Annotated in this window: 17 protein-coding genes; 10 read left to right on the top strand and 7 right to left on the bottom strand. The window is 43.0% G+C overall.

Features of this window, described 5'->3' with window-relative positions; translation table 11 throughout:
- Positions 1-173 precede the first annotated feature (173 nt).
- The 3 genes from SNE25_RS24935 to SNE25_RS24925 all read right to left on the bottom strand — a co-directional run bounded on the left by SNE25_RS24935 (position 174) and on the right by SNE25_RS24925 (position 1399).
- A complete protein-coding gene (locus SNE25_RS24935) occupies positions 174-596 on the bottom strand; it encodes a molybdenum cofactor biosynthesis protein MoaE (protein ID WP_321561734.1) in 423 nt (140 codons plus the stop codon).
- On the bottom strand, positions 596-1033 hold the full coding sequence (locus SNE25_RS24930) for a GNAT family N-acetyltransferase (protein WP_321561733.1): 438 nt from the start codon (positions 1031-1033) through the stop codon (positions 596-598). The genes SNE25_RS24935 and SNE25_RS24930 overlap by 1 nt, the downstream gene beginning before the upstream one ends.
- A gap of 123 nt (positions 1034-1156) precedes the next feature.
- Positions 1157-1399, bottom strand: a complete 243-nt coding sequence (locus tag SNE25_RS24925; protein WP_321561732.1) for a MoaD/ThiS family protein — start codon at positions 1397-1399, stop codon at positions 1157-1159.
- A 125-nt stretch (positions 1400-1524) separates the two neighbouring features.
- Between SNE25_RS24925 and fdhD the strand changes: the two genes are divergently transcribed.
- The 3 genes from fdhD to SNE25_RS24910 are packed head-to-tail and all read left to right on the top strand — an operon-like array spanning position 1525 to position 5040.
- Positions 1525-2394 (top strand): formate dehydrogenase accessory sulfurtransferase FdhD, encoded by an 870-nt coding sequence (fdhD, locus tag SNE25_RS24920; RefSeq protein ID WP_321561731.1) that lies wholly within the window; start codon positions 1525-1527, stop codon positions 2392-2394.
- Positions 2378-2734, top strand: a complete 357-nt coding sequence (locus SNE25_RS24915; RefSeq protein WP_321561730.1) for a DUF7009 family protein — start codon at positions 2378-2380, stop codon at positions 2732-2734. The genes fdhD and SNE25_RS24915 overlap by 17 nt, the downstream gene beginning before the upstream one ends.
- On the top strand, positions 2731-5040 hold the full coding sequence (locus tag SNE25_RS24910) for an FdhF/YdeP family oxidoreductase (protein ID WP_321561729.1): 2310 nt from the start codon (positions 2731-2733) through the stop codon (positions 5038-5040). Before SNE25_RS24915 ends, SNE25_RS24910 begins: the two co-directional genes overlap by 4 nt.
- A gap of 20 nt (positions 5041-5060) precedes the next feature.
- On the opposite strand, the gene SNE25_RS24905 is transcribed toward SNE25_RS24910, so the two are convergent.
- The 4 genes from SNE25_RS24905 to SNE25_RS24890 form a co-directional block, all read right to left on the bottom strand.
- Positions 5061-5945, bottom strand: coding sequence for a hypothetical protein (locus SNE25_RS24905; protein WP_321561728.1), 885 nt, complete (start codon positions 5943-5945; stop codon positions 5061-5063).
- Positions 5946-5954: 9 nt separating this feature from the next.
- Positions 5955-6308 carry a VOC family protein gene (locus SNE25_RS24900; protein ID WP_321561727.1) on the bottom strand — a complete coding sequence of 118 codons (354 nt, stop codon included), beginning with the start codon at positions 6306-6308 and terminating at the stop codon, positions 5955-5957.
- Positions 6309-6332: 24 nt separating this feature from the next.
- Complete coding sequence (locus tag SNE25_RS24895) at positions 6333-6722, bottom strand: VOC family protein (RefSeq protein WP_321561726.1); 390 nt, start codon at positions 6720-6722, stop codon at positions 6333-6335.
- Between the two features lie 77 nt (positions 6723-6799).
- The gene (locus tag SNE25_RS24890; RefSeq protein WP_321561725.1) at positions 6800-7354 is read right to left on the bottom strand and encodes a Crp/Fnr family transcriptional regulator; all 555 of its coding nucleotides are present in this window, start codon (positions 7352-7354) and stop codon (positions 6800-6802) included.
- A 129-nt stretch (positions 7355-7483) separates the two neighbouring features.
- Between SNE25_RS24890 and SNE25_RS24885 the strand changes: the two genes are divergently transcribed.
- The 7 genes from SNE25_RS24885 to SNE25_RS24855 all read left to right on the top strand — a co-directional run bounded on the left by SNE25_RS24885 (position 7484) and on the right by SNE25_RS24855 (position 14757).
- Positions 7484-7798, top strand: coding sequence for a ferritin family protein (locus SNE25_RS24885; RefSeq protein ID WP_321561724.1), 315 nt, complete (start codon positions 7484-7486; stop codon positions 7796-7798).
- A gap of 11 nt (positions 7799-7809) precedes the next feature.
- The gene (locus SNE25_RS24880) at positions 7810-8334 is read left to right on the top strand and encodes an O-acetyl-ADP-ribose deacetylase (protein ID WP_321561723.1); all 525 of its coding nucleotides are present in this window, start codon (positions 7810-7812) and stop codon (positions 8332-8334) included.
- Positions 8335-8404: 70 nt separating this feature from the next.
- On the top strand, positions 8405-8974 hold the full coding sequence (locus SNE25_RS24875; RefSeq protein ID WP_321561722.1) for a Crp/Fnr family transcriptional regulator: 570 nt from the start codon (positions 8405-8407) through the stop codon (positions 8972-8974).
- A gap of 69 nt (positions 8975-9043) precedes the next feature.
- Positions 9044-10063 (top strand): alpha/beta hydrolase family protein, encoded by a 1020-nt coding sequence (locus SNE25_RS24870; RefSeq protein ID WP_321561721.1) that lies wholly within the window; start codon positions 9044-9046, stop codon positions 10061-10063.
- Between the two features lie 163 nt (positions 10064-10226).
- On the top strand, positions 10227-11627 hold the full coding sequence (locus SNE25_RS24865) for a hypothetical protein (protein ID WP_321561720.1): 1401 nt from the start codon (positions 10227-10229) through the stop codon (positions 11625-11627).
- Positions 11628-11788: 161 nt separating this feature from the next.
- Positions 11789-14206, top strand: a complete 2418-nt coding sequence (locus tag SNE25_RS24860) for a glycoside hydrolase family 3 N-terminal domain-containing protein (RefSeq protein ID WP_321561719.1) — start codon at positions 11789-11791, stop codon at positions 14204-14206.
- 128 nt (positions 14207-14334) lie between these two features.
- On the top strand, positions 14335-14757 hold the full coding sequence (locus SNE25_RS24855) for a VOC family protein (protein WP_321561718.1): 423 nt from the start codon (positions 14335-14337) through the stop codon (positions 14755-14757).
- The last annotated feature ends 44 nt before the right edge of the window (positions 14758-14801 follow it).

The following is a 14801-nucleotide window of genomic DNA, read 5'->3' as shown; positions in this document are numbered from 1 at the left end:
ATCGCAAACTGAGCAAGTCGATAAGCGCCGTGAGATTGCCACGCTATCGCTCGCAATGACATAATTTATTCTTACTCTGGAAAAAAGAAGAGCTATTGTTTCGATAACATATTTAATAAGATACTTCACTAAGTTCAGATAGCAAATCCGAAGCGAACATCCCAAATTCGAAATCAGGGGTGTGCTGCTACCCAAACCTCGCCATCCTCGAAACTCTCCTTTTTCCAGATAGGTACGGTTTGTTTTAAGGTGTCAATGATGTAACGACAGGCATCAAAGGCAGCGTCACGATGTGCTGCAGATACAGCAATAACAACCGGAACTTCACCAACCTGCAAAATACCTGTACGGTGATGGATCAATACCCTTTGTACCGGCCATTTTTCAAAAGCTTGTTTCGCTATTTTTTCCATTTCGCTCACAGCCATAGGTTCGTAGGCTTCAAAATCGAGCTTTAATACGGCTTTACCCTTGGTCGCATTACGTACAGTGCCAATAAATACATCAATACCACCTGATTCGGGTGACATAACCCAGTCAATGCAGGATTGAATGTTCAGGGTTTCGGCAGAAAGTAATATTTGCGTATTGTTCATCAGATGTTCTGGTCAGTCAATATTTTTCTAAAGTACTTTGGCGATTCTTCATAACCCTGGCGTTGATAAAAACGGTGGGCACCAATCCTGCGCGAATGGCAATGAACCTCAATCCTATCGCAATTTCTTTCGTTGGCAAGCCGGGTAAAGTGTTCTTCTAATAAATAGCCAATTCCCTTGCTCCGCGTGTTTTCGTCAACAGCAAAACAACTTATCCTTGCAAAATCCCCCTTGGTTGCCAGCTGCGGAATAAAATCAAAGGCAATAAAACCGGCAACCTCACCATCAAGTTCATAAACCAAAACTTCTGATAAGGGCTCGCTTAACATGATCTGTAAGTTTTGCTGCAAATAAGCCTCGGTCCCGGGATATCCTAATTGATCAAGCAGTTTTGATATAGCCGGCTGATCGGCCAAAGTAGCTTTTCTGATACCCATTGTTTTATATATAATTAAGACGAGATTCGGATCAGGGGGACGAAGAGATCAGGACTTGTTTGTCTTTCTGTCTTTTACCTTTTGTCCATCTGTCCTTGTTCCAATAATCCTTATTCCCCAAAATCATCCTCCGCTTACCGGCGGAATAATAGCAATTTCGTCGCGTTCATGTATGGTATCTCCGGGCAGGGCGTATTCGTTGTTAACAGCCACCATGTACGATGCCAGTTGTTTTAAGCGCGGATACTGTTGCTCCAACAAGTATTTTAAATTGTAAATGGTGGCATCGTTTGTTAATTCAAGGCTAACCTGCGAATTTCCAAATATCTCCTTTGCCACACCAAATGCCAGCACGTTAATCGTCATATCTCAAAATTATATCAAAATAGCTTACAAAGGGCATCAAAAGTGAATTAATTACTTATAAAAGGCTTCCCGTTTAGAGTATAGGGAGGCTAAACAAACATGCGTGCTTAATTGTATATTTGATTATGGCCACAAAGTCAACACAAAGCATCCGTATTGTAAAGGTAAACGCCACCGCGGGTATTACAACTACCGACGCCCTTGCCATTGAAGAACCGTTAGAAATAAGGCTCGAGCATGGTCCGGAGACACAAAGGCAGGTCCAAAACATTTCGGTTACCATGCGTACACCCGGTCATGATGCCGAACTGGCAGCCGGCTTCCTGTTTACCGAGGGTATCATCAAAAACCCGGAAGATATAACCTCAATCGAACATTGCTTTATTGCTTGTGCCGAAAATAAGGAGAATGTTATCCAGGTAAGTTTAAACCCCGGCGTTGTACCTCACCTGCAAAATACAGAACGTAATTTTTATACCACTTCCAGTTGCGGTGTTTGTGGCAAAGGCTCTATCAATGCCATACGTACTGTGAGCAGTTTCGCAGAACAGACAACAGACCACGATACCATACAAGCCGATATTTTATACCGCCTGCCTGAACTTTTACGCCGCTATCAGCGTGTTTTTGATGATACCGGTGGGCTCCATGCATCGGCATTATTTACCCCCCTGGGCGAGCTTTTATTGCTGCGTGAGGACGTAGGCCGGCACAACGCGCTTGATAAACTTATAGGCGCGGCACTTCATTACAACTGGCTGCCCCTGCACCAAACGGTACTGTTACTAAGTGGCAGGGCAAGTTTTGAACTGGTACAAAAAGCGGCTATGGCGGGCATGCATATTATTGCAGCTGTAGGCGCCCCATCCAGTTTGGCTGTGGAGCTGGCAACAGAATTTAACATTACACTAATAGGATTTTTACGCGATGAGCGTTTTAATATATACACCGCGGCACACCGCGTGTTAATACCAAGTTATGAAAATACGTATTAAAGGTAATTCATTAAGATACAGGCTTACCCGCACTGATACTGCCCAACTGGCCGAAGAAGGGTATCTGCAGGAACAGGTTGATTTTGGCAGCCAGCAGCTTTTTTACGCACTGCGTGTGGTTGATGACGAACAACTATCGGCTACCTATAAGGATAACACGATTACTATGTATGTACCTAAAAGGTTAGTATTGGAATTTGCAGATACCGACAAAGTGGGCTTTGAGGGCATACACGGCAATTTAAGCCTACTGGTTGAAAAGGATTTTACCTGTCTGGATAACGTAACTGAAGATCAGAGCGATAATTACCCCAATCCATTAGCGGCAAAAAAGGTATGAGCAAGGAGATAGAAGAACGGCCTGCTGCAGAAAACCCGGAGGAACTGCTTCACCTTAAACTGGAACCCCAAAAGAAATGGGCCGCCGGCATCCCGGCGGTATCGGCGGCTATGGTTGATATTTTGAAAGAAGCAGGGTTTGTGCGTGGGATGGAGGGCTTGTTCAAAATGAACAAAAAAGACGGCTTTGATTGTTCTGGCTGTGCCTGGCCTGATCCGGACGATGACCGGTCGCCCATTGCAGAATATTGTGAGAATGGCGCAAAGGCCCTGGCTGAGGAAGCCACAACCAAAAAGCTTACGGCCGAATTCTTCGCCCAAAACTCCGTTACTGATTTGGCTAAGCTAAACGATTATGAAATAGGTAAAAAAGGTCGAATAGCGCAGCCTGTTTACCTGCCTAAAGGTGCAACCCATTATCAGCCCATCAGCTGGGACGACGCTTTTAAAAAAATAGGCGACAAGCTAAACAGCCTGAAATCGCCAAATGAGGCTGCCTTTTATACCTCCGGGCGCACCAGTAACGAGGCATCATTTACTTACCAATTGTTTGTGCGCGAATATGGCACCAATAACCTGCCTGATTGCTCCAACATGTGCCATGAGTCAACCGGTGTTGCACTGGCAGATTCTATAGGTATTGGTAAGGGCACGGTAACCTTGAATGATTTTTACGATACCGACGTCATTATCATCATAGGCCAAAATCCTGGTACCAATCACCCGCGCATGCTTACCGCGCTGCAAAAAGCAAAGGAACGCGGATCAAAAATTATTGCTGTTAATCCCCTGCATGAGGCGGGGTTAATGGGCTTTAAAAATCCACAAACAGTTAAAGGGTTATTGGGTATCAACACTCATCTTGCAGATTTGTACCTGCAGGTAAAGATTAATGGCGATATGGCTCTGTTAAAAGCTATTGAAAAGTTGTTGTACAAGGCGGAGCTGGAAAATCCGGGTAAGGTATTCGACCATGAATTTATAAAAAATAATACCGAAGGTTATGTGGCTTTCCTTGATCATTTAAATCAATATGACCTTAATCAGCTCGCATCGGAAGCTGATGTGCCACTGGCTCAAATTGAGCAGGCTGCGGACATACTTAAAGATAAAAGCAAAATCATTATTTGCTGGGCTATGGGTGTTACCCAGCACAAGAACGGTGTTGCTACGGTAAAGGAGATTGTTAACTTGGCCATTTTAAAAGGGAGCATTGGCAAACCGGGCGCCGGCCTATGCCCCGTGCGGGGGCATAGTAACGTGCAGGGCAACCGTACCATGATGATATTTGACAAGCCCTATCCCCGCCAGATGGATAAGCTGAAAGAGGTTTATGGATTTGAGCCGCCGCGTGAGCATGGGTATGATGTGGTAGAATCTATACAGGCGATGCATGAGGGCAAACTGAAAGTGTTTTTTGCCATGGGCGGTAATTTTCTTTCGGCTACGCCGGATACTACTTATACTGCCGAAGCTTTACGCAAACTGGTGATGTCGGTACACGTATCAACAAAGCTTAACCGCAGTCATCTGGTGCATGGTGAGGAAGCATTGATATTGCCTACACTGTCTCGCAGCGACAAAGACATGATCAATGGCGAGGCCCAGTTCATCAGTTGTGAAAACTCCATGGGCGTAATCCAGATGTCGAAGGGCATGCTGGAGCCCATATCTAAAGATATGATGAGCGAAAACCAAATCGTGTGTCGGCTTGCTAAGGCCACCCTGGGCAGTCGCTCGGTAGTAAATTGGGATAAATATGAGAAAAGTTATGATGCAATACGTGATGATATTGCGAGGGTGATTCCGGGATTTGAAGATTATAACCAAAGAGTACGTATCCCCGCAGGTTTTTATTTACCCAACGCCCCGCGAATGGGCAAGTTTGAAAGCGAAAAACATGGCAGTCGGGTAGTGTTTAACATAGCCGATCTGCCAAAGCACGAGCAAGCCGACGGCGAATACCGCATGACCACCATCCGCAGTCATGACCAGTTTAATACTACTATTTATGGGCTCGACGACCGATATCGTGGCATACATAACGAACGACGGGTAATATTCATGAACGAAACCGACGTGCAAAAGGCCGGCTTTAAATCGGGCGAGCAGGTTGACTTGTATAACAACTACGGAGGGGTTGAGCGTGTGGCCCGTCTGTTTGTGGTAATCCCTTACAGCATTCCCGCAGGCTGCACTGCCACCTATTACCCCGAAGCTAATGTTTTGATACCAATAGACAGTGTTGCAGAACAAAGTAATACGCCTACATCAAAACTGGTATTTATTAAAATTAAAAAACATTAGCCCGCATAAATATCAACTTTTTATTCAGCCAACTTTAAACGCCAGGTGGCCCGTGTACGTCCGGATTTACTTAAAGAAGCGCGCTGCTCTTCGGTAGTAACGGCCATGAGATATTTTAAAGAGCTTGCACTATGGTATCCTGGCTCAGCTTCCTGATCAATTACAAGACCTTCGCTTTTAAAGAAGAATTCAGCTTCGGCAAAGCTGTTAAATTTGTTTCGCTCAGTGTTATGTTCTTTAAGAAACTGATCTAATTGATCATTTACTCTCAATTCGGGCATTTTCCTTTCCGATTTGATGTAAATATCTGCCGTGATCCAGTAACCGCCTCTTTTTTGGAGAACGGTGCGAATATTTTGGCAAAGTTTTCTTTTTTCATCTATATCCAGGTAAACCAGTAACCCTTCATTTACAATAGCAATTTCGCCTTCGGGAAAATGGTTTATGATGTTCAGAAAATCTGTTTCGTTAAGTGCATTTAGGGGCAGAGTTTCCAGTTTGCCTTTGGGGGTGAAATTGGATGAGATCAGCGCTTCTTCCAGTTTTTGTTTGATGTCAATTACATTAGGCAGATCGGTATCAATGTAATGAATGTCATTATCAATGACGGTATCGAGCCCGCGGAATGAAAAACCTGACGACAGTTCTAAAATATTTTTAGCAGTCAGGGACCAGAGCAGCTGGTTAATACTTTTATACCTTGCTTCAAAATGCAACACCCGCGCCCAGAATATAATATTGCCTTTGCTAAAATCGGGTATATAAGGCTCCGGTTGCGAAATCAGCCGGGCGGCCTCAAGTGCAAAAGGGATATCTGTTAACCCTTTTAATAGTAATAATGACCTTGCCGAAGGGCTTATAGAACTGTAATCACGATTTTTTATAGTTGATGCTTCGTCTTTCATAGATCGTTTTTATCGCTGCTGAATGATAATACAAACGGAGGTTTCGTCGCTGACGGCAAATTCAGTTAAACCCCAGGGCTGGTGTTTGATCACATTTAGGTTAGGATGTAAAATTTCCGGATTTTGGGCTTTGATTTCTGCATAATAGCCTTCAATATCATCCGTTTCAATGCGGAATTCCGGTCTGTCGCCTATGATAAAGTTTTCTTCGCTGGCAATTAGCTGAATAGTCACCCCATCGCGGGCCATAATGCAAAAATCGTTTTCTGCGTATTTTACCTCAAAACCAAGAGCGGTAAAAAACCTGATACCGGTATTGATATCATCATAAATAACTTTCGGGATTATTTTAAGTAAGCTCATATTTAAATATTTAATAAATTTTAATCAGGACATCGGGTTATAACATATCTCCCAGAAATTATTTTCCAGGTCGGTTATAATGCCACCATACCCACCCCAAAAAAGCTGGCGAGCTTCTTTAACAATAGTAACACCCTTGGCTTTGAGTTCGGCAAATAGCGTATCAGTTTGCTGTGGTGAGACTGTATTTAAAGTGAAGTAAAATTTAGGTGATATATGCTCGCCGGCCAATGCGCCCAGGTATTTTGCATGTTCTTTTTCTTTATAAAGCGTTAGGATAATATGCTCCAGTCTGAACATAACAATATCCGGGTTTTCATCCATGATTTCCCAGTTAAGCACATTGGCATAAAAATGCTTTAGGTTGACTAAGTCTTTTACCGCTAATGTTATGGCATTTAATTGTGGCCTCATGATATTTAAAATTGATATCGCAAAACTCAGCAGTTTTAACGGTAAAATATTTAACAAAAGTTAAATAATACCAACCACTACCTAATCTTATTGCGGATGCGGCTTAACGATACTTGTGTAATACCCAGGTAAGTTGCTATGTGCTGCAGTGGTACGCGCTTTATTACCTCTGGTTTTTCTCTTAACAGGTTCTCGTAACGCTGGGTGGGACTGTCTTTCAGATATGAAAAAAAGTGCCGCATAAACTCAGTCCTTCGTTCATTGGCGTGGTTCATCATAAAATGTAGTATTACCGGGTCTTTTATAATTATTTCCATATCGCGGGTATCTAACCAGCGCAAGCGTGTAGGCTCTAAGGTTTCAATACTGAATTGGCTGGGTGTGTGTTTATAAAAACTTTCCGGCGATGAAACCGCATCGCCCTCAAAATAGAATTGAAAGCTTATTTCTCTGCCGTCGTGATTAAACCAGGTACGCAAACTACCTTTTTCAATTAAAATAACCTTGCGGCAAATATCCCCTTCTTTTAAAAGCAGGTGCTTAGCGGGTACATCCTCATACTTCCATAAATGGCGATACTTTTTCCATGCGGACGGTACAGTAGGCTGAGTTAGTAAAGGGTTATTTTTCATTGCCGGTGGCCTGGTTAAACATTAAAATAGTAAACGCAAATATTATATCAAATATATATTATGCGTCTCTTAATATTTGGCGGGTCAAACAAAAGTCGTATGTAATGTTTTTATTATTAAAAAAACATTATGTCATTCGATCAATATCATGAACCCGCAAGCGAGCTATCGGCAGAGACCCGCACCTTTGCCAGGATGATTGTTTCTTTAACTGAAGAAGCTGAAGCCATAAATTGGTATGAACAGCGTATTGCTGTTGAAACCGATAAGGATGCCAAAGCCATTATGCAAAATGCCCAGCAGGAAGAGTTTAAACATTTTGGTATGGATCTGGAGTTTTTATTACGTAAAAAGCCGGTTTGGCAAACTACCCTTAAATCCATTTTGTTTCAAAAAGGCGATATTGTAGAGCTGGGCACAAAAGGCGAAGAGGCAGCTGAATAAACCTTTAAGTCATGACAATTAACCGCATAGAACTTGTACAAGGCGACATCACCAAAGTTAAAGCCGATGCCATTGTAAATGCCGCCAATACCTCATTGCTTGGTGGTGGTGGTGTTGATGGTGCTATTCACCGTGCTGGAGGGAAGGCCATATTAGAGGAATGTATAAAAATACGCAACCGGCAGGGTAGCTGTAAAACCGGAGAGGCTGTGATGACCACTGCAGGTGATTTACCAGCCAAATACGTGATACATACCGTAGGTCCGGTTTATAATGATGGTAAACACGGTGAGGACGAATTATTGACTTCGGCGTATCTGAACAGTCTGAAGCTGGCTACAGAAAACCATGTAACAACATTAGCCTTTCCAAATATAAGTACGGGCATTTATCACTTTCCAAAAGAAAAGGCAGCTGCCATTGCCATTAAAACAGTAAAAGATTACCTGGCAGATCACTTTATTGTGCGGCAGGTGATATTTGTTTGCTTTGACGACGAAAACTACGGCATATATAAAAAATTACTGAAGTACTGATAATAGCTGTGGTCCGCTAAATCATGCATCCGGCTTTTGAAGGCTAAAAAATTATGTTTATGTTAGCGTAATGCACCCTGCGTTAAAAAAACAATTTGAAGGAAAGATCAACTTTTCTGCCGAACATGAACAGCTGATTGACCGGTGTTTTAAACCAAAATCAACTAAACGCAATGAGATACTGGTTGAAAAGGGGAGCATCGTAAAACAGATTTTTTTTGTAATAAAGGGGTGCCTGCGTATATTTTTAATTGATGATGAAGGTAATGAATCAACCCGTTTCCTGATATTTGAAAATCACTTCGGAACTGCGTTTCCCAGCTTTATATTACAACAACCCTCATTAGCGGCCATACAAAGTCTTGAACCATCGGAGCTTCTGGTATTAAACTATGCTGATCGTCAAAAATTAATGGATGAGGTTCCCGGTTGGGAAACGATGTATCGTATTGGGCTTGAACAAGATTATATAGCAGCCATTCAGAGGATTGAGAGTCTGATTACTATGGATTCTAAAGAACGCTATCAAATACTGATGCAAACCCAGCCCGAGATTATACAACGGCTACCCGGAAAAATAGTGGCCGATTATCTGGGTGTATCACAGGAAACCCTGAGCAGGCTTAAATCAAAAAAATAATTTATTGACTATTGTCAATCTTTTTAAGTGAGGTATTGTCTTGTTTTGTGTTATAAAACCTATAACACCATGCATAAGTCATTGTATATTACCATTATAATAGCGCTGTTATGCCACGCTGTTTGCGCACAAACCCAAATTGGCCAGCGTACGCTCCATTTTAAAGACGAAAAACGTAACCGGCCCTTAATTACTGAAGTTTGGTACCCCACAATGGATACTCTCAAAAAAAGCGACATGGCTTTTTCGCCGTTTGTTCGGGCCAATTCAGTTCGAGACGGTAAACTGCCAACCGTTAAACTGCCATTGATCATTCTTTCGCATGGCACAGGCGGAAGCCGGCTTAGCCTCGAATGGCTGGCCGACTCGCTGGTTAAAAGTGGTTTTATTGTTGCCGCAGTTGATCACTGGGGTAACACTTTTGATAACAAAATAGGAATTGAATTTGCCAAGCCCTGGGAGCGCCCGCAGGATATCAGCTTTGTATTAACAAGCCTGCTGAACGAGCATGATTTTAAAGCAATTATAGATCCCACCAAAGTTGGGGCGGCGGGTTTTTCATTCGGCGGATTTACCGTTATAGCGCTGGCTGGTGGCAAATTTGATTTTATGACCCTGCGTAATTATTATAAAACTGTAGGTCATAAAGAACTGGAGATACCCGAGTTTCCCAACGTTGCGAAATTTCTTGATGATAGCACACTGTTGGCCGGTGCAAAAAATTATCCTCCATTGCAGGATAAGCGTATTAAGGCATTTTTTTCTATTTCACCAGCTTTGGGTCCCGGTTTTGTATCAGGTAAGCAGGTTAAGGATATAAGTGGGCCTGTGTATATTGTTGGTTCGCAAAGTGATAGCATAGCACCTGTAAAAACAAACGCCCTGCATTACCATGAGCTTATCAAAGGCTCGCAATATTATATAAACCCTGGTAAAACCGGGCATTATGTAATGTTGCAGGAAGCTATTGATGAGGTAAAAAAACAGGCGCCCATTTATTTTACAGATGATTCATCAGTAAACAGGCACCAGGTACATATAAAGGTTGATAGCCTGGCCACTAATTTTTTTACAAAGTATTTGAAATAAAGTGTGTAAGGCTATCATTTTCCGCGCAAACTATGTAATGTTAAAAACAGATTAGCTGTGTTTTAAAGTTTTGTAAGTGTTTGCAATTCCGCAAACATTTTTTTTGTGTTGCCGTTGATTTTACTTACCGTAATCAAGATTTATCTATCACTATATCAACGACATGAAAAACCTCCTGCTTTTTATAACACTATTCATAACCGGTACAACCTGCCTACAGGCCCAAACTAAAACGTTACATGATGTTTACGGTGGAATCGAATTAACCCTACCTGTTGTTATGGGCAACGGCATGGGGCGCAATGATAACGTAATCCTGTTCAGGCCCGATGGCACATTTAATCACCAGCTGGAAAAGCCGGACTGGAAAACCCGCGTTACCGGCAAGTATACAATTGAGGGTCAAAACGTTTTATTGCAATACAATGGAGGCTCTAAAGATAAATTTATACTTGAAGCTGATGGGGACCTTGATGCGGGTAGTTATTCGCTATTAAAACTGGATACTTATAACAGCATTCCTCCGGGGTATTATGGTTTTACAAGCAGCAGTAGCTCCGGTGGAGGGGCAACGGGTATGATTTTCGTAGGCACATCAGGTAAAAGAGGTTTGTATTTTGACGGCAAAGGTAATTTTACCAGTAACCGGTCGTCAGCAACTATGGTTTCGGGCGAGGGTATTGGCGGCGGGGGTAGTAGTAAAGATAGTGGTGCAGGTACCTATATTATAAGCAACGGTATACTTACTTTAAAGTATAACAATGGGCACACGGAAATGCATAGCTTTTTCAGTCGCCCCCGGGAAAAACCAATTATGGCAGTTGTTGATGGTAATATCTACTTTATGGAAGATGACAGTAAAAGCAAGGAAACTGTTGCTTCGCATCCTCCTGAAAAAACCAATGCAGGCAGTACTCCAATATCAAACAGCAATACTTCGGTTAACAGTACCACAGATGCACAGTCTGTTTTAAATAATGCTAATATGGCTTTAGGAGGCGCCCGGCTCGACGCTATTAAAAAGCTGCAAGTTACCGCCTCTACAATGGGTATAAATGCGCTGATCAAGATGGATCTCGACGCCCAGAAGGTGCGCGTTGAACAACGCAGAGCGCAACAGCTAATTTTGGTTGAACAACTTGTTGGTGACGAGGGTTGGCAATGGAAGAATGGAAAAAAACAAAATCTGCCGGCAACGCGCATACTGGAGATGAAACAGAGTTTAAGAGGTGGTCCGCTGGCATTTCGCAAAGTAAACATCAGTCGTATGGAAGATGTAAAAGTGCAACCCATTAAAAACAATATGACCATGATTACTTATAAAATAGATGGTACTATTAACCTCGCTATTCTCAGTAGCGCCAATCAACTGGCAGGGGAGGGTATTAAATTAAATCAGCTGATGGAAACGGCCGCCTTTACAAGTTATAAGACAGTAGATGGGGTAGTTTTTCCGGCAACAGAAGTGCAAACAAATGGCACGTTTAAATCCAATGTCAGCTATGATAGTTATATAGTAAACCCTAACTTTAGCGATAGTGACTGGAGGGCACCATCGTTATAAACCAGGTTTTTAATTAGTTATTGCCATGCCTTGTTACCGGCTGGGAGAAAGTAAATTCTCGCAATCGTTTTCGTAATTTCTATAATACCCTCCTGGCCAATTCTCCTAAAACTTAGTACTTAAAACATATATTTGAAATTACTAACCGCAATTTCATCTACATGAGAAAGAAGTATTACCTGCCACGCATCAGCGTGGTATCAGTGTTTATTGCCGGGCTCGCGCTATCTGCATCGGCACAACAAAAAAATATTTATCATAAGGGCTGGATTGATTTTAATAAGAATGGCAAAATGGACGTGTTTGAGGACTCATCACAGCCCATTGATAAACGAGTTACAGACCTGTTGAGCCAGATGACCGTTGAAGAAAAAACCTGCCAGATGGCTACACTCTACGGCTATAAAAGGGTTTTGAAGGACGAAATGCCTGTACCCAATTGGAAAAATGAAATTTGGAAAGACGGTATAGCCAATATTGACGAGGAACTGAACAACCTTACCTCTACAACCGATAAGGCAACTACACCTTATTCATACCCATACAGCAAACACGCTTCGGCTATCAACACCATACAAAAATGGTTTGTGGAAGAAACCCGTATGGGTATCCCGGTTGATTTTACTAACGAAGGTATTCATGGGTTGAATCATGACCGTGCTACACCTTTACCTGCTCCCATATCAATAGGCAGTACTTTTGACAAACATCTGGTACATGAAGCCGGGCAAACCGTGGGCCGCGAGGCAAAGGCTTTGGGTTACACCAACGTTTATGCGCCCATACTTGACCCCGCCCGCGACCAGCGCTGGGGCCGTGTGGTAGAATGCTACGGTGAAAACCCTTTCCATATTGCAGAGCTGGGCAAGCAAATGGTTTTGGGCATACAGGAGGAGGGCGTTGCCTCAACACTTAAACATTTCGCAGTATACAGCGTACCCAAAGGTGGCCGCGATGGCAGTGCCCGTACAGACCCGCATGTGGCGCCAAGAGAAATGTACCAGATTTACCTGTACCCGTTCCGCAGGGTAATCCAGGAGGCACATCCCATGGGTGTAATGAGCAGTTATAATGATTGGGATGGTGTGCCCATTACCGGCAGCTATTACTTTTTAACCGAGTTGCTACGCCAAAAGTTTGGATTTAACGGTTATGTGGTGTCAGACAGTGAGGCGGTTGAATATTTGTACTCCAAACACCATGTGGCTGCCGATTATAAAGAAGCCGTAAGGCAGGTGGTAGAGGCTGGGCTTAACGTGCGTACCAACTTTACCATGCCGCAAACCTACATTATGCCCCTGCGTGAGCTTATTAAGGAAAATAAACTATCCATGAAGCTGATTGACTCCAGGGTGGGCGATGTGCTGCGGGTTAAGTTCCGTTTAGGATTGTTTGATGATCCTTATGTAAAAGATCCAAAATCGTCTGACAAAAAAGTGCATACGGTTGCCGATGATGCCATGTCACTCAAAATGAACCGTGAATCGATGGTATTGCTCAAAAACGAGGGCGATCTGTTGCCTTTGGATAAAAGCAAACTGAAAAATATACTGGTAGCCGGTCCGCTGGCTGCCGAAGATAATTATGCTACCAGTCGCTACGGCCCGTCGCACAATCCGGTGACCAATGTACTTGATGGTATTAAAAAATATGTAGGTAAGGATGTTAACGTTAATTATGTTAAAGGATGTAATGTTGTTGATGCCACCTGGCCCGAAAGCGAGATCATTGAAACTCCGTTAACCGCGCAGGAGCAAGCCGGTATTGATTCGGCAGTAGCGCAGGCTAAACAGGCTGATGTGGTTATAGCAGTTGTGGGCGAAGATGTAAAACGGGTAGGGGAAAGCCTTTCGCGTACCGGGCTTGATTTACCCGGCCGTCAGCTTAAACTGATCCAGGCCCTGCAGGCTACCGGCAAACCGGTGGTTATGGTAATGATCAATGGGCAGCCGCTTACCATTAACTGGGAAAACAAATATGTACCTGCCATACTGGAAGCCTGGTTCCCCGGTCCGCAAAGCGGGCTGGTGGTTGCCGAAACCTTGTTTGGCGACAATAACCCCGGTGGTAAACTGCCCATAACCTTCCCTAAAACTACAGGGCAAATTGAGTTTAACTTTCCGTTTAAACCGGCCTCACAAGCTGGTCAGGGCGGTGATAATAGCTGGGGCCACACCAGTGTTAACGGCGCTTTGTATCCTTATGGCTATGGTTTGAGCTATACTAAATTTGAATACAGCAACCTGCAGGTATCGCCGGAAAAAGAAAATTCACAGGGTGATGTAAAGGTAAGTGTTGATATAACCAATACCGGCAGCCGCAAAGGCGACGACGTGGTACAACTTTACCTGAAAGATGAAGTGAGCAGTGTAACTACTTATGAGTATGACCTGCGTGGTTTTGAACGTATTAACCTGGCTCCGGGCGAAAAGAAAACGGTAGAGTTTACCCTGCATCCCGATGACTTGGCGCTGTTAGACAAAAACATGAACTGGACGGTTGAACCCGGCAAGTTCCAGGTAATGATCGGCAGCTCATCGATTGATATTAAGCTGAAAAAGGAATTTGAAGTTCAGTAAGAGCTGAAAAGTAAAGCGGAAAGCTTAAAGCGAAGATAATTGATCAAGCCTTCCGAAGTTTTTAAAACTTCGGAAGGCTTTTTTTATGTGCTATATTTAAATTAAAGTGTAAACATAGCTTGATTAATATGAGCACATCAACCCAACAAATTATACCTATGCTGGCTTATGAAGACGGCATAGCAGCTTTGAATTGGTTATGCGAGGTTTTTGGATTTGAGGAAATAACCCGAATGACTGATGATAACGGCCGGTTAAGCCATGGTGAAATAGCTATGGGTAATAATATTCTTATGGTGGCCGAACCCACACCCGATTATCAGGGCCCCGCTCGTCATGCCCAAAATTGTGCTATAGCTGCTAAATTGTATAGTGTTCCTTATGTTATTAATGGTGTATTAGTTTATGTAGATAATGTGAAAAAACATTACGAACAAGCAAAAAACGGTGGAGCAACAATACTGTCTGAACTGGAGGAAGGTTTCCCCGGAACCCGTTATCGTGCCGCGGATCTGGAAGGCCAACGCTGGATGTTTATACAGAAGGAGTAATTCATACGATAACAATCAATATTCATAATATCTTTTTTACAACA

This window comes from Mucilaginibacter sabulilitoris (genome assembly GCF_034262375.1).
GTDB lineage: Bacteria > Bacteroidota > Bacteroidia > Sphingobacteriales > Sphingobacteriaceae > Mucilaginibacter > Mucilaginibacter sabulilitoris.
Note: the sequence above shows the minus strand (reverse complement) of the source record. Positions and strands in the feature narration are given on the sequence as shown.